Genomic DNA, 13,672 nt, shown 5'->3' on the forward strand with positions numbered 1-13,672 from the left:
TCATTCGGGAAAGTGCTGGTGGAACAGCCGTTGATGCGGCAGGTACTGGCGCGGCTGGCCTTAAGCCTTAATATTTTGTGCATCCGAAGATGCTTGATATTGTCTTGTGAGTGCCCACACAGATTGTCTGATAAATTGTTAAAGAGCAGTGAGTTACGCGCTTTCGCTTGCTAACTCGAGGTGGCGTATATTACGCTTTCCTCTTTCAGAGTCAACCTCTTTTTCAGAAGTTTTTTCTCTTGTTTTCTCTCTTCCCGGCCGCTTGTGAAGTGAATCACTTGCGCCGTGTCGATGGAGGCGCATTATAGGGATCTCGTTTTATTGCACAACCCCTTTTTTGATCATTCTTATCTGACTGCGCATTTTTCACCCCCTTCGTGTTGATCTTGTACGATCCCATCAATTATACGCCCGATCGCCCCGCTTCATCGTTTATAATTTAGGCTATTTCACTCTTTATAGGATAAGAAAGATGAATTCAGGCTCACTCCGACCTTTTAAAGATCAGTACCCACGCCTTGGCACAGGCGTCATGGTTGATCCTTCCAGTGTTGTGATTGGTGATGTCACCCTGGCAGATGATGTCAGTATCTGGCCGTTAGTGGCCATCCGGGGTGATGTGAACCGTGTAGTTATTGGTGCCCGTACGAACGTTCAGGATGGTTGTGTGCTGCATGTTACCCATAAATCCAGCTATAACCCGGACGGCTATCCTTTAGTCGTTGGAGAAGATGTCACGGTGGGTCACAAAGCGATGCTTCATGGCTGTACGATTGGCAACCGGGTACTGGTAGGGATGGGATCCATTTTGCTGGATGGGGCAATAATTGAAGATGATGTCATGATTGGTGCCGGTAGCCTGGTTCCCCCAGGGAAGCGGCTGGTCAGTGGCTATCTTTATCTGGGGAGCCCGGTAAAACAGATCCGCCCTCTTACACCTGAAGAATATGAAGGACTGCTTTACTCTGCCAACAATTATGTTAACTGGAAAAACGGTTATCTTGATCAGGACAGAGAACCTTCGTCATTGTGATCGTTCGTTTCCCGTTGATTAATTGCCTGCCTATATACCCGTCATTTACGTCATTACGCCTGAACAGCATCAGACACTGTTCAGGCGATCTATGTTTTCTGAAGTGATCAACTCGCCTGCTGTGCCATCTCTTGCTTTAACTGCATGAGTACCGGGGTAATCTCCGGCATAACGCCGTGCCATAACATAAAAGCATGTGCCGCCTGTCCCACCAGCATTCCTAACCCATCTGCCCATTGCGTGGCGCCTTGTTGGCTGCCCCAGGTCAAGAAAGGTGTAAGGCCTTGCTGATAGAACATGTCATAAAGACGGGTATCCGGTGTAATCACTGACGAGGAAAGAGCAGGGATATCGCCCTGGATCCCAGAAGCAGTCGCATTGATGATCAAATCGAAAACGGGTTCATCTAATGTAGCAAAGGTTTTAGCTTCAATATTCCCCATAGGGCGAAATAGCTGCGCCAGCTCCTCTGCTTTCGCAAACGTGCGATTGGCAATGACAATGTCACACCCATAAGAGAGTAACGGCAGGATAACCCCTCGTGCAGCCCCGCCCGCGCCCAGCAACAGGATCCGGTCGCCTGGCTTGATCATTCCAAGACGTTCAAGATCGCTGAGCAGGCCGATACCATCGGTATTATCTCCCAACAGCGCACCGTCTTCGCATTTTTTCAGGGTATTGACCGCCCCACTTAATGCGGCCCTTTCACTCAGACGATCGGCTCTGGCACAGGCTTGTTCTTTGAAGGGCACCGTCACATTTGCCCCCTGCCCGCCCGCGTCAAAAAACGCATTCAGCGTATGTTCGAAGGCATCCAATGGTGCCAGCGTTTTTCCATAAGGATGCTCAATGCCGGTTTGTTCGGCAAACAGGGCATGGATACGTGGCGACTTGCTATGACCAATAGGGTTACCAACTACAGTATAGAGCTCCATCATTTTACCCTGTCAGGCCAGTCGCACATAATCACCGGTCAAGGCGTCACGGATTTCTGTTGGATTTTTACGCCCTCCGACGTCACCGGCAACAACAGGAAAATCATGGCCAAACTGTGCAGTGACTTCTGCGGCCAGCCGGCAAGGTGGAAGACCGGTTAAATTGGCACTGGTAGAAACCAATGGCTTGCCAAACTGACGACAGAGTTGGCGCACTACCGGGTGATCGGAGACCCGCACGGCCAGTGAGGAGAAACGGCCTGTTAGCCAGTCGGGGGTAGTTTTACACGCCGGTATAACCCAGGTTACCGGCCCCGGCCAGGTAGCAAAAATCTGTTCCTGCTGCTGTTGCGTCAGACGTGAATCATCAATATAAGGAACCAGTTGTGAATAATCGGCAGCAATCAGGATCAACCCCTTCTCTTTTGGGCGCTGTTTTAGCGTTAAAAGGGCATTGACGGCTTGTTCACTGTCAGGATCACAACCCAGCCCAAATACTGCTTCAGTCGGGTAAGCAATCACCTGTTGGTCATGCAGGGCTTTAAGGATAGATTCAGAAACGGGCATTACGTCAGGCATCATTTTCTACTTCTGTCGGAACCGGTTTACCGCACAGCTTACTGGCACAATATTGTTTTGGCCCGCCCGCTGTACGCTTCTCAATTAATAATGGGTAGTGGCAATATCTGCATTCGCCCGCTACCGGTTTATGGTTAACGGCATACTGGCATTCAGGATAACGATCGCAGGCATAAAACACTTTGCCGTATCGTGATTTACGCTGCAGCAGTTTGCCTTGCTGACACTGCGGACAAGATAGGGTGGTTTCATCCGGTTTATCCAGGGCTTCAATATGCGAACACTGAGGATAATCACTGCACCCAATGAACATACCGTAGCGCCCCTGCCGCAATACCAATACTGACTGACATACCGGGCAGTGCTGGTCTTCAAGCACTTTGACAATATGGCCGTCAGCCTGTGTTTTTAACGGGCGGATATACTCACATTCAGGATAGTGGGAACAGCCGAGAAAGGGGCCGTGGCGTCCGCTACGGATCACCAGCTCGGCCCCACATTTCGGACAAGGTTCATTTTGCCTGGCGGCAAAAATCGCAGCTTTTGACATCTGTATTTACTGTTATCGCTTAGTGCAGATAACCCTCATTAACTTCAAACAGCAACTCTTCCATTTGCTGATAGGCACTTTCATAGCCAGGAATATTGAATAATACCATCAGGATGACCCATTTCAGGTCTTCCAGATCGAACTCATCCGTTTCCAGCGCCATCACACGATCAATGACCATTTCCCGGGTTTCGAGATTCAACACTTGTATCTGTTCCAGGAACAGGAGAAAACCCCGGCATCCGGCATCAAGACGTGTTGCCTCTTCATCGGTATAGATGCGCAATGCAAAAGGATCGGCATCTAACATGAAGGGTGCAGCTTCGCCTTCCTGTAAGTCTGCGAGCTTCTCTAACCAGCCCAAGGCACTGTAGATATCTTCCCGATGGAACCCAGCCCGGGCAAGGTCATCTGTCAGCTTATCCTGGTCGACGTGCATCTCCGCTTCGTTGTGTATGTAAGTTTCAAATAAGTACATTAGTACGTCGAACATGGCCTGCCCTCCTCGTTCGGACATAGCCGCCGGATACAGCTGCGATCCATCCTGCTAACTCCAGATCGAGTAGTTTGACTACCACTTCTGGCACAGGTTGGCCGGCACGTTCGGCGACGACGTCAACAGGTGTCACCTCATATCCTACGTTAGCCAACACCTCAGCAAATGGCAATTCAACTTCACCATCTTGTGCACAAATATTCAATTCTTGATGAATTTCGTTAACAATTTTGGGCGAATGCCCCTCGTTTATCGCGTTTGCTGTCGGCAACCATTGTAAGCCGCTGCCGATCACTTCAGCGATATCTTTGGGTTCAGTGACCAGATAGGCGCCCTGCTGAATAAGCCAATGGGTACCTGCACTGAAATCAGTCCCTAAAGAACCCGGCAAAGCGAAAACCTCTCTCCCCTGCTCTAAAGCACAACGGGCAGTAATCAGGGAGCCGCTGCGTAAAGAAGCCTCGACCACCAGCGTACCTCTGCTTAAGCCGCTGATAATCCGGTTACGCCGGGGGAAATGAACCGGCATCGCCGGCTCTGACGGCAGCAACTCAGACACCACAGCCCCGCCGCTTTCGATGATTTGTGTTCTTAAACGCTGATGCCGCCTGGGATGAGTATGCAACAGGCCACATCCTAATACGGCAATGGTCTGCCCTTCTGTCTCCAGCGCTGCCTGATGGGCAAGACCGTCAATACCCAGCGCCAGCCCGCTGGTAATGGTGTAACCACAGTGAACCAGCCCGCCAGCGAAATATTTTCCCCAGAACTCGCCATAATCACTGCATTGACGGCTTCCCACGATAGAAACCTGTGGCGTCGCCAATACTGAGATCTTTCCTGAGATAAACAGGATTGGCGGTGGATCAGCTATCTGTGCCAACTGAAAAGGATAAGCCGGATCATGTATGGTCAGCATCTGGTTTCCGGCTTGCGCCAGCCAGGAAAGCGCCGTGTTCATTATCTGAGGGGATGTGTGCAGGAAACTGTGTGTCTGCTCCTTTGACAATCCGCACTGTTGCAACACAGAGGCCGACACACGGCAATCAGGGGATAATCTGCTGGCGACGGCAACCCTGTTTTTATTACGCAAGCCCCGTACGGCGGCCAATCTTAACCAGATCTCTTCCTGAGTCATACACCCTCCTGACAGGGGACAATTACGTACTGATGCTGTCAATCAGGCAGGGAAATGTCTAGAATAAAGATTAATTGTCATTCATCACTCGCATAAAGATCGAAATATTTATGTCCGTATTACACGTATTACATTATCCCGATGAACGACTGCGCAAAGTTGCGCAGCCGGTAAAAGAAGTCAATGCCGAGATCCAGCGTATCGTGGATGATATGTTCGATACCATGTATGCCGAAGAAGGCATTGGCCTGGCTGCCACGCAGGTTGACATCCACCAGCAGATTATCGTTATCGATGTTTCTGAAAATCGTGATGAGCGTCTGGTGTTGATTAACCCGGAATTGCTTGAAAAAAGCGGCGAGACGGGCATTGAAGAGGGTTGCCTTTCTATTCCGGAACAGCGTGCTTTTGTGCCGCGCGCCGAGAAAGTGAAAATCCGCGCACTGGATCGTGATGGTAAGCCGTTTGAGCTGGAAGCTGACGACTTGCTGGCTATCTGTATTCAGCATGAAATGGATCATCTGATCGGCAAGTTGTTTGTCGACTATCTGTCTCCCCTGAAACGCCAGCGTATCCGTCAGAAGGTTGAAAAACTGGCCAAGCTTAATACGCGTGCTCACTGAGTCTGACGACTGCAGGAACTGATTGTGTCTGATGCATTACGGATAATTTTTGCCGGTACGCCGGACTTTGCAGCGCGTCATCTTGACGCGCTTTTAACTTCCCACCATGACGTTGTGGGCGTTTTCACACAACCTGACCGCCCGGCAGGGCGTGGAAATAAGCTGACCGCCAGCCCGGTGAAAATGTTGGCTGAATCACATCAAATTCCGGTATTTCAGCCTAAATCATTGCGCCCGGCAGAAAGCCAGGAATTAGTTCGGACCCTGAATGCCGACATCATGGTTGTGGTGGCGTATGGTTTGATCTTGCCGCAAGCTGTGCTGGATATGCCTAAGCTTGGGTGCATTAATGTGCATGGTTCTCTGTTACCTCGCTGGCGCGGCGCGGCCCCTATTCAACGGGCGCTCTGGGCAGGTGATAAGCAGACGGGCATCACTATCATGCAGATGGATGCAGGGTTGGATACGGGCGACATGCTTACCAAGCTGAGCTGTGATATTCAGCCGGATGATACCAGTGCTACATTATATGACAAACTGGCAGCGCTGGGGCCACGAGGGATGCTGAATACCTTAGCGGATCTGGAAGACGGATTGGCTGAACCTGAAAAGCAGGATGATGCCCTGGTCACTTACGCAGATAAACTCAGTAAAGAAGAAGCTCTGTTGAATTGGCAGCTCTCTGCTGAACAACTCGAGCGCTGTATCCGTGCATTTAATCCGTGGCCTGTCAGCTATTTTATGGTTGAAGGTCAGCCGGTCAAAGTATGGCAGGCGGATGTCTTGCCTGGTAAGGGTGATGAGCCTGGTACCATTGTCGCTGCAGATAAGCAGGGCATTCAGGTTGCTGCAGCTGAAGGCATACTAAACATCACTCAACTCCAGCCGGCAGGTAAAAAAGCCATGTCTGCCCAAGATTTGCTGAATTCACGTCGTGACTGGTTTATCGTCGGCAAGAAACTCAGCTAAATCCTTCCTATACTCAGCCCGGATATTCCGGGCCTCTTTCCTTACTGATGCTGGCGTGGCCAGCTTTGTAGCTATGAAAAACGCATATAATTTACGCAGCCTCGCTGCAACTGCCATTGGTCAGGTATTGGATCAGGGGCAATCGCTCTCTACTGTGCTTCCTGCACTGCAAAAAAATATCGCTGATAAAGATAAGGCCCTGTTGCAGGAGCTTTGCTTTGGAACATTGCGTGTGCTGCCTCAGCTGGAATGGTGCATTAAGCAGCTGATGGCCCGCCCAATGACCGGAAAACAGCGCCCATTGCATTATCTGATCATGGTGGGCCTCTATCAGTTAATTCATACCCGGATTCCGGCGCATGCTGCCCTGGCTGAAACAGTCGAGGGCGCAGTCGCATTAAAACGGCCTCAGCTGAAAGGCCTGGTAAATGGTGTACTGCGACAATTCCAGCGTCAGCAGGAAAGTTTGCTGGCACAGGCTGATGCGCAGGAGAGCCGGTATCTTCATCCTTCGTGGCTATTGGGTCGTATCAAGAAGGCCTATCCTGATCGTTGGCAATCTATTACTGATGCCAACAACCAGCGTCCTCCTATGTGGTTACGCGTTAACCGGATACACCACAGTCGTGATGCATATCTCGCCTTGCTGCAACAGGCAGGTATTGCTGCTGAAATACACAGTGACTATCCAGATGCCCTGCGGCTGGCAGCCCCCTGCTCCGTTACCACGTTACCAGGTTTCGCAGAGGGTTGGGTCACCGTACAGGATGCATCCGCGCAAGGGTGTATTCCTTTACTGGATCCACAAGACGATGAGCATATTCTGGATTTATGCGCTGCCCCGGGCGGAAAAACCACGCACATTCTGGAAGCAGCCCCGAAAGCCCACGTTTTAGCCGTAGACATAGACGAGCAACGTCTGAAGCGTGTTCAGGAAAACCTTGAGCGTTTACAGTTGCAGGCAGAGGTAAAAAGCGGTGATGGCAGAGCGCCTGATACATGGGCCGGCGATCGCACATTTGACCGTATTTTGCTTGATGCGCCCTGTTCTGCGACCGGTGTGATTCGCCGTCACCCTGATATTAAATGGCTCCGGCGTAATAGTGACATTGATGAACTGGTTGAAGTACAAAAAGCCATTCTGGAAGCTGTATGGCCACGTTTGAAATCAGGTGGGGTACTTCTTTATGCTACCTGTTCTATTTTACCGGAAGAGAACCATGAGCAAATTGCCAAATTCCTGGCCGGCCATGCTGATGCGGCTTTAGTGGAAACCGGTGATCTTACTCATCCCGGCATACAGAATTTACCCAGCGCAGAGGCGGGTGATGGCTTCTACTACGCTAAAATGATCAAACGTTGAGAGTAGGATCCAGAAAGATAATAACAACGGGGGTTTTTTACATGCAGGATCGGGAAAAGCTATGAAGATCATTATTCTTGGCGCTGGGCAGGTCGGTGGAACCCTGGCAGAAAATCTGGTCGGTGAAAATAACGATATTACCGTTGTTGATACCAATGCAGCGCACTTGCGCCAGCTTCAGGATAAATTTGATTTACGGGTTGTTCAGGGTCATGGCTCCCATCCACGGGTGTTGCGTGAAGCGGGCGCCGGCGATGCAGATATGTTAGTGGCGGTCACCAATTCCGATGAAACTAACATGATTGCGTGCCAGATTGCTTACTCTTTGTTTAATACCCCAAACAGAATCGCCCGTATACGCTCAGCTGACTATATCCGTGAATCTGAGAAGTTATTCAATGCAGAAGCGGTCCCTATTGATCATCTGATTTCACCGGAACAGCTGGTGATTGAGTATATTTATAAGCTGATCGAATATCCGGGTGCGTTGCAAGTGGTTAACTTTGCTGAAGGAAAAGTCAGCATCGCTGCTGTTAAGGCATACTATGGCGGCCCGCTGGTAGGCAATGCGCTCTCTTCTATGCGGGAGCATATGCCGCATATTGATACCCGCGTCGCGGCTATTTTCCGACAAGATCATCCTATCCGCCCGCAAGGCTCAACCATTATTGAAGCCGGCGATGAAGTTTTCTTTGTGGCCGCCACACAGCATATCCGGGCAGTCATGAGCGAACTTCAGCGCCTGGAAAAGCCTTATAAACGGATCATGATCGTCGGTGGGGGTAACGTTGGCGCAGGGCTGGCCCGCCGGTTGGAAAAGAATTACAGCGTTAAGTTAATTGAACGTGATCAACAGCGCGCAGCCGAACTGGCGGAATTACTTCAGGATACGATCGTTTTCTATGGTGATGCTTCTGATCAGGAATTGCTTGCTGAAGAACACGTTGAGCAAGTGGATGTTTTCATCGCCATCACGAATGATGATGAAGCAAATATCATGTCCGCAATGCTGGCAAAGCGCATGGGTGCCAAAAAAGCCATGGTATTAATTCAGCGTCGCGCGTACGTAGACTTAGTACAAGGCAGCGTAATTGATATCGCAATTTCTCCTCAGCAAGCCACCATCTCAGCTTTGTTAGGGCATGTGCGTAAAGCTGACATCGTCAGTGTTTCTTCTTTACGCCGCGGGGTCGCTGAAGCGATTGAAGCGATTGCGCATGGTGACGAAAGCACATCTAAAGTGGTGGGGCGTAAAGTAGAAGAGATTAAACTTCCGCCTGGCACCACTATCGGCGCTATCGTTCGGGGAGATGACGTTATCATCGCAAACCGCCAATCCAGGATTGAGCAAGGCGATCATGTCGTTATGTTTATTACCGATAAAAAATTCGTTCCTGACGTGGAGCGGCTGTTCCAGCCAAGTCCATTCTTCTTATAAGAAGATAAACGATTGCTGCAGAAAACATCAAACCCGACTAAAACGCTCAACTTATAGAGCAAAAGCACTCGAAATAGGCTTTACTTATAGGGGCTTGAGTTATTTTGGCAAGGAGTAAATATGAGTTTTATGAAAGAGTTTCGTGAGTTCGCCATGCGCGGCAACGTTGTCGACCTGGCGGTGGGGGTAATCATTGGGGCAGCGTTTGGTAAAATAGTCTCCTCATTGGTTTCTGACATCATCATGCCCCCGCTGGGATTACTGATTGGCGGTATAGATTTCAAGCAATTCGAGCTTGTGTTGAGAGAAGCCCAGGGGGCAGCCCCCGCTGTCGTGATGAAATATGGTGTATTTTTACAGAACGTTTTCGATTTTATCATCATTGCATTAGCAATATTTATCGCTGTAAAACTGATGAATCGCTTACGCCGTAAAGAAGAAGAGAAGCCAGCCCCAGCACCCAAGCAATCGGCTGAAGAAAAATTGTTGGTTGAGATACGTGATTTGCTTAAACAGCAGGCACCAAAATAATAACCTACTGTTCCAGCCTCTCTCTGGAAGGTCAGTGGTAAAAGTTTAGCGAAAACGCTTACCACTGACCTCCGCTTCCCTCCCTTTCCCATGCTTGGCTTTACGTTGATAACTTCCTTTCCCTTTCTTGTTTTTTTCAACCCGCTGCCGGAACAGAGAATCATGTAGTAGGGCATGCAAAGCATTGTCCTGAATAACACCTTTGTTGTGCTTATGTTGGCTCATAGCCGCCTCATGTCATGTATAGAAAACAGGTAAAACTCAAACCGGCTAATCATAGTCCAATACAAAAAAAACGCCAGCTTTTCCCTTACTTTTAATACGGTAACTTCTTACTTAAGCTTTTTGCTAATCTGCTGTTTATAATGGCCTTTAAGAAATTCTGTAGACATCCCTGCTTGCTGTAGCCTTAATTCAAGCACTTTTAACCGCTGGCTGATAGCAACGTAATCAGGGTTATCCTTCTCTACTTCATGCATCAGCTCAGTAAGCTGAAGTGCCTCTTTTCTGTCCTGCAGCTCAGGCGGTAAATAACCTGAATTTTTCAACAGCCGGTAAGCCACACGTAATTCAGCAGGAACAGCGCTGTCATCTTCGAGCATCAAAGGTTTTCCGGCACCAGGCAGGTTCTCAAATTCACCTTTCTCTTCGGCTTCACGGATATGACGCTCTACCATTTCATCAATAAGCCACATGGCCTGATTCCTCTGAGATTATGGGAAAATCCGTTATAGCATAGGATGTGACAACGAAAATGTCATCGACGATGATGGTGATGAGGGCAGTAGAGGATATGGGGACAGAAATAAAATACGCCAGATAATAGACATAAAAAAACCGGGACAAGCCCGGCTTTTTTACGCTTTTACAGATTACTCTGCAACAGCTTCTGCTTTCGATTCTGCACGATCAACGAGCTCGATGTATGCCATCGGCGCATTGTCGCCTGCACGGAAACCACACTTCAGAATACGAGTGTAACCACCTGCACGGCTCGCGAAACGCGGGCCCAGTTCATTAAACAGTTTTGCCACGATCTCGTTATCACGAGTACGGGCGAATGCCAGACGACGGTTAGCAACGCTGTCGGTCTTGGCAAGAGTAATCAGCGGCTCAACAACGCGACGCAGCTCTTTCGCTTTCGGCAGGGTCGTCTTGATGATCTCATGACGAACCAAAGAGCCGGCCATGTTACGGAACATAGCCTGGCGATGGCTGCTGTTACGGTTCAGTTGACGACCACTCTTACGATGGCGCATGACCTTATCCTTCTCAGTAAAACCTTAACCTGTGATCCGGTTACTCGTCAGCAATGCTTGCCGGCGGCCAATTTTCCAGGCGCATGCCCAGAGAAAGACCACGGGAGGCCAGCACGTCTTTAATCTCAGTAAGAGATTTTTTACCAAGGTTAGGCGTTTTCAGCAACTCAACCTCGGTACGCTGTACCAGATCACCGATGTAGTGGATAGCTTCTGCTTTAAGGCAGTTAGCAGAGCGGACAGTCAATTCCAGATCGTCAACAGGGCGCAGCAAGATCGGATCGAACTCAGGCTTCTCTTCTTTCACTTCTGGTTGACGTACATCACGCAGGTCAACAAAAGCTTCAAGTTGTTCAGCCAGAATGGTCGCCGCACGACGGATCGCCTCTTCAGGATCGATCGTACCATTGGTTTCCATTTCGATGACCAGCTTGTCCAAATCGGTACGTTGCTCTACACGAGCTGCTTCAACATTGTAGGCGATACGCTCTACAGGGCTGTAGCAGGCGTCAACAAGCAGACGGCCAATTGGGCGCTCATCTTCTTCCGAATGAATTCGGGCAGACGCCGGTACATATCCACGGCCACGCTGAATTTTGATACGCATGCTGATAGCAGCGTTCTCATCGGTCAGATGGCAGATAACATGTTGCGGCTTGACGATTTCGACATCACCATCATGGGTAATGTCGGCTGCAGTCACAGGGCCAATGCCAGATTTATTCAGGGTAAGAATAACTTCATCTTTGCCTTGAACTCTCACCGCCAGCCCTTTCAGGTTGAGCAGGATCTCCAGGATATCTTCCTGTACGCCTTCTTTGGTGCTGTACTCATGCAGTACACCATCAATCTCAACCTCGGTCACCGCGCAACCCGGCATGGATGAAAGCAGAATACGGCGCAGTGCGTTGCCGAGAGTATGGCCAAAGCCACGCTCTAACGGCTCAAGGGTCACCTTGGCGTGCGTCGAACTGACTTGCTCGATATCTACCAGGCGCGGTTTTAGAAACTCTGTCACAGAACCCTGCATTGTGTCCTCTCTTTGGTACTAAGCTTTACTTGGAGTAAAGCTCGACGATCAGGTGTTCGTTAATGTCCGCAGACAGATCGGCACGTTCAGGATTACGCTTGAACACACCTTCCATCTTAGCAGCATCAACTTCCAGCCAAGTCGGCTTTTCACGCTGTTCAGCCAGCTCCAAAGCGGCCTTAACGCGAGATTGCTTTTTAGCTTTCTCACGGATGCTGACTACGTCATTCGGAGATACCTGATAAGAAGCGATGTTAACAACGCGACCGTTTACCATGATAGCTTTGTGGCTAACCAGCTGACGTGCTTCTGCACGCGTAGCGCCGAAGCCCATACGGTAAACAACGTTGTCCAGACGACCTTCCAGCAGTTGCAACAGGTTTTCACCGGTGTTGCCTTTCAGACGGGCTGCTTCTTTATAATAGTTACGGAACTGACGCTCCAGCACGCCATACATACGGCGAACTTTTTGCTTTTCACGCAACTGTACACCATAGTCAGACAGACGCGGTTTACGCGCACCATGCTGACCAGGAGCTTGTTCAATCTTACACTTGGTATCGATCGCGCGAACGCCAGACTTAAGGAACAGGTCTGTGCCCTCACGACGGCTCAGCTTGAGCTTAGGACCCAAATATCTTGCCATTTTCTTTCTCCAACAATCCTAAAAGCAGCGTTATACGCGACGCTTTTTCGGCGGACGACAACCGTTATGAGGGATCGGAGTCACATCAGTAATATTAGTGATGCGGAAACCAGCCGCGTTCAGAGCGCGGATAGTAGACTCACGGCCCGGACCAGGTCCTTTAACCATAACTTCCAGGTTCTTAATACCGTATTCTTTCACTGCGTCAGCGCAGCGCTCTGCTGCAACCTGAGCTGCGAACGGAGTGGATTTACGAGAACCACGGAAACCGGAACCACCAGCTGTTGCCCAACCCAAAGCATTACCCTGACGATCAGTAATGGTAACAATGGTGTTGTTGAAAGAAGCATGGATATGAGCCACGCCGTCAGAGACTTGTTTTCTTACACGCTTACGTGTACGAACAGGTGCCTTTGCCATTATTCAATCACCCCGATTATTTCTTGATCGGTTTGCGCGGACCCTTACGGGTACGGGCGTTGGTCTTGGTACGCTGGCCGCGAACCGGAAGACCACGACGATGACGCAAACCACGATAGGTACCAAGGTCCATAAGACGCTTGATGCTCAGGGTCACTTCACGACGCAGATCACCTTCTACAACAAATTTGGCAACTTCGTCACGCAGCTTATCGATTTGCTCTTCAGACAGCTCACTGATCTTAACATTTTCAGCAATACCCGCTGCTGCACAGATAGCCTGTGAGCGAGTTTTACCGATACCATAGATCGAGGTTAACGCGATCACGGTATGTTTTTGATCAGGAATGTTAATGCCTGCTATACGGGCCACTATGCACTCCTACATTTTTATACGGCAACACCATTCTGAAAAGCCCGTTTTCAGGATACTCAAATAGTATTGCAGCGACATACAAAAGATTGGCTGGCTAATCTAGCCAGCTCAACCCAACTTTGCAAGAAAAATATGCGAGATAATCAGCCTTGACGCTGTTTATGCTTCGGCTCGCTGCTGCAAATCACACGAACGACACCGTTACGCTTAACGATTTTGCAGTTACGACATAATTTCTTGACGGAAGCACGAACTTTCATTTTTACTCTCCGTAACTTCTCAAACG

The 13,672-nt window shown here is 49.6% G+C and carries 19 protein-coding genes; 6 read left to right on the forward strand and 13 right to left on the reverse strand.

All coding sequences use genetic code 11. The annotated features are described in order from the left end of the window. Positions 1 to 472 precede the first annotated feature (472 nt). A complete protein-coding gene (locus CYR52_RS19615) occupies positions 473 to 1,033 on the forward strand; it encodes a gamma carbonic anhydrase family protein (RefSeq protein WP_072933415.1) in 561 nt (186 codons plus the stop codon). Between the two features lie 107 nt (positions 1,034 to 1,140). Here CYR52_RS19615 and aroE read toward each other — a convergent pair whose 3' ends face one another. The 5 genes from aroE to dprA are packed head-to-tail and all read right to left on the reverse strand — an operon-like array spanning position 1,141 to position 4,731. Next, entirely contained in the window at positions 1,141 to 1,968 is an 828-nt protein-coding gene (gene aroE, locus CYR52_RS19620) for a shikimate dehydrogenase (RefSeq protein ID WP_101829256.1), read from the reverse strand. A gap of 12 nt (positions 1,969 to 1,980) precedes the next feature. Next, positions 1,981 to 2,550, reverse strand: coding sequence for an L-threonylcarbamoyladenylate synthase type 1 TsaC (gene tsaC / locus CYR52_RS19625; protein ID WP_101829257.1), 570 nt, complete (start codon positions 2,548 to 2,550; stop codon positions 1,981 to 1,983). Then, positions 2,540 to 3,097 carry a DNA topoisomerase family protein gene (locus CYR52_RS19630; protein ID WP_072933420.1) on the reverse strand — a complete coding sequence of 186 codons (558 nt, stop codon included), beginning with the start codon at positions 3,095 to 3,097 and terminating at the stop codon, positions 2,540 to 2,542. Before CYR52_RS19630 ends, tsaC begins: the two co-directional genes overlap by 11 nt. A 19-nt stretch (positions 3,098 to 3,116) precedes the next feature. Next, a complete protein-coding gene (gene smg / locus CYR52_RS19635; RefSeq protein WP_072933421.1) occupies positions 3,117 to 3,590 on the reverse strand; it encodes a DUF494 family protein Smg in 474 nt (157 codons plus the stop codon). Then, positions 3,562 to 4,731, reverse strand: a complete 1,170-nt coding sequence (gene dprA, locus CYR52_RS19640) for a DNA-protecting protein DprA (protein ID WP_101829258.1) — start codon at positions 4,729 to 4,731, stop codon at positions 3,562 to 3,564. Before dprA ends, smg begins: the two co-directional genes overlap by 29 nt. 110 nt (positions 4,732 to 4,841) lie before the next feature. On the opposite strand from dprA, the gene def reads away from it, so the two are divergent. The 5 genes from def to mscL all read left to right on the forward strand — a co-directional run bounded on the left by def (position 4,842) and on the right by mscL (position 9,655). Next, complete coding sequence (def, locus tag CYR52_RS19645) at positions 4,842 to 5,354, forward strand: peptide deformylase (protein ID WP_072933427.1); 513 nt, start codon at positions 4,842 to 4,844, stop codon at positions 5,352 to 5,354. A gap of 24 nt (positions 5,355 to 5,378) precedes the next feature. Continuing rightward, the gene (gene fmt / locus CYR52_RS19650; RefSeq protein ID WP_072933429.1) at positions 5,379 to 6,323 is read left to right on the forward strand and encodes a methionyl-tRNA formyltransferase; all 945 of its coding nucleotides are present in this window, start codon (positions 5,379 to 5,381) and stop codon (positions 6,321 to 6,323) included. Between the two features lie 73 nt (positions 6,324 to 6,396). Then, positions 6,397 to 7,686 carry a 16S rRNA (cytosine(967)-C(5))-methyltransferase RsmB gene (gene rsmB, locus CYR52_RS19655; RefSeq protein ID WP_101829269.1) on the forward strand — a complete coding sequence of 430 codons (1,290 nt, stop codon included), beginning with the start codon at positions 6,397 to 6,399 and terminating at the stop codon, positions 7,684 to 7,686. A gap of 7 nt (positions 7,687 to 7,693) precedes the next feature. After that, entirely contained in the window at positions 7,694 to 9,124 is a 1,431-nt protein-coding gene (gene trkA / locus CYR52_RS19660; RefSeq protein ID WP_420845536.1) for a Trk system potassium transporter TrkA, read from the forward strand. A 120-nt stretch (positions 9,125 to 9,244) separates the two neighbouring features. Continuing rightward, positions 9,245 to 9,655 carry a large-conductance mechanosensitive channel protein MscL gene (mscL, locus tag CYR52_RS19665; protein ID WP_072933433.1) on the forward strand — a complete coding sequence of 137 codons (411 nt, stop codon included), beginning with the start codon at positions 9,245 to 9,247 and terminating at the stop codon, positions 9,653 to 9,655. Between the two features lie 45 nt (positions 9,656 to 9,700). Here the strand turns inward: mscL and CYR52_RS19670 are convergent, their stop codons facing one another. From CYR52_RS19670 to rpmJ, 8 genes are all read right to left on the reverse strand, one after another. Then, the gene (locus CYR52_RS19670; protein WP_072933435.1) at positions 9,701 to 9,880 is read right to left on the reverse strand and encodes an alternative ribosome-rescue factor A; all 180 of its coding nucleotides are present in this window, start codon (positions 9,878 to 9,880) and stop codon (positions 9,701 to 9,703) included. Between the two features lie 107 nt (positions 9,881 to 9,987). Continuing rightward, entirely contained in the window at positions 9,988 to 10,350 is a 363-nt protein-coding gene (locus CYR52_RS19675; RefSeq protein ID WP_101829259.1) for a DnaJ family domain-containing protein, read from the reverse strand. Positions 10,351 to 10,527: 177 nt separating this feature from the next. Then, complete coding sequence (gene rplQ / locus CYR52_RS19680) at positions 10,528 to 10,914, reverse strand: 50S ribosomal protein L17 (protein ID WP_072933440.1); 387 nt, start codon at positions 10,912 to 10,914, stop codon at positions 10,528 to 10,530. 40 nt (positions 10,915 to 10,954) lie between these two features. Next, on the reverse strand, positions 10,955 to 11,944 hold the full coding sequence (locus CYR52_RS19685; protein WP_034899656.1) for a DNA-directed RNA polymerase subunit alpha: 990 nt from the start codon (positions 11,942 to 11,944) through the stop codon (positions 10,955 to 10,957). A 25-nt stretch (positions 11,945 to 11,969) separates the two neighbouring features. Then, on the reverse strand, positions 11,970 to 12,590 hold the full coding sequence (gene rpsD, locus CYR52_RS19690) for a 30S ribosomal protein S4 (RefSeq protein WP_072933442.1): 621 nt from the start codon (positions 12,588 to 12,590) through the stop codon (positions 11,970 to 11,972). Between the two features lie 30 nt (positions 12,591 to 12,620). Beyond that, positions 12,621 to 13,010 (reverse strand): 30S ribosomal protein S11, encoded by a 390-nt coding sequence (gene rpsK / locus CYR52_RS19695; protein ID WP_004929731.1) that lies wholly within the window; start codon positions 13,008 to 13,010, stop codon positions 12,621 to 12,623. Between the two features lie 16 nt (positions 13,011 to 13,026). Next, complete coding sequence (gene rpsM / locus CYR52_RS19700; RefSeq protein ID WP_072933445.1) at positions 13,027 to 13,383, reverse strand: 30S ribosomal protein S13; 357 nt, start codon at positions 13,381 to 13,383, stop codon at positions 13,027 to 13,029. 146 nt (positions 13,384 to 13,529) lie between these two features. Beyond that, positions 13,530 to 13,646 (reverse strand): 50S ribosomal protein L36, encoded by a 117-nt coding sequence (rpmJ, locus tag CYR52_RS19705; RefSeq protein WP_072933447.1) that lies wholly within the window; start codon positions 13,644 to 13,646, stop codon positions 13,530 to 13,532. Positions 13,647 to 13,672 lie beyond the last annotated feature (26 nt).

This window comes from Chimaeribacter arupi, from assembly GCF_002858805.1.
Taxonomy (GTDB): Bacteria; Pseudomonadota; Gammaproteobacteria; order Enterobacterales; family Enterobacteriaceae; genus Chimaeribacter; species Chimaeribacter arupi.

Bases quoted from the DNA above. Each gene is read 5' to 3' on its own strand.
- CYR52_RS19630 (WP_072933420.1), bottom strand. From the start codon at position 3,097: ATGTCAAAAGCTGCGATTTTTGCCGCCAGGCAAAATGAACCTTGTCCG.
- mscL (WP_072933433.1), top strand. From the start codon at position 9,245: ATGAGTTTTATGAAAGAGTTTCGTGAGTTCGCCATGCGCGGCAACGTT.
- rplQ (WP_072933440.1), bottom strand. From the start codon at position 10,914: ATGCGCCATCGTAAGAGTGGTCGTCAACTGAACCGTAACAGCAGCCAT.
- smg (WP_072933421.1), bottom strand. From the start codon at position 3,590: ATGTTCGACGTACTAATGTACTTATTTGAAACTTACATACACAACGAA.
- CYR52_RS19685 (WP_034899656.1), bottom strand. From the start codon at position 11,944: ATGCAGGGTTCTGTGACAGAGTTTCTAAAACCGCGCCTGGTAGATATC.
- CYR52_RS19670 (WP_072933435.1), bottom strand. From the start codon at position 9,880: ATGAGCCAACATAAGCACAACAAAGGTGTTATTCAGGACAATGCTTTG.
- def (WP_072933427.1), top strand. From the start codon at position 4,842: ATGTCCGTATTACACGTATTACATTATCCCGATGAACGACTGCGCAAA.
- rpsD (WP_072933442.1), bottom strand. From the start codon at position 12,590: ATGGCAAGATATTTGGGTCCTAAGCTCAAGCTGAGCCGTCGTGAGGGC.
- aroE (WP_101829256.1), bottom strand. From the start codon at position 1,968: ATGGAGCTCTATACTGTAGTTGGTAACCCTATTGGTCATAGCAAGTCG.
- rpmJ (WP_072933447.1), bottom strand. From the start codon at position 13,646: ATGAAAGTTCGTGCTTCCGTCAAGAAATTATGTCGTAACTGCAAAATC.
- dprA (WP_101829258.1), bottom strand. From the start codon at position 4,731: ATGACTCAGGAAGAGATCTGGTTAAGATTGGCCGCCGTACGGGGCTTG.
- tsaC (WP_101829257.1), bottom strand. From the start codon at position 2,550: ATGATGCCTGACGTAATGCCCGTTTCTGAATCTATCCTTAAAGCCCTG.
- rpsK (WP_004929731.1), bottom strand. From the start codon at position 13,010: ATGGCAAAGGCACCTGTTCGTACACGTAAGCGTGTAAGAAAACAAGTC.
- CYR52_RS19615 (WP_072933415.1), top strand. From the start codon at position 473: ATGAATTCAGGCTCACTCCGACCTTTTAAAGATCAGTACCCACGCCTT.
- CYR52_RS19675 (WP_101829259.1), bottom strand. From the start codon at position 10,350: ATGTGGCTTATTGATGAAATGGTAGAGCGTCATATCCGTGAAGCCGAA.
- rsmB (WP_101829269.1), top strand. From the start codon at position 6,397: ATGAAAAACGCATATAATTTACGCAGCCTCGCTGCAACTGCCATTGGT.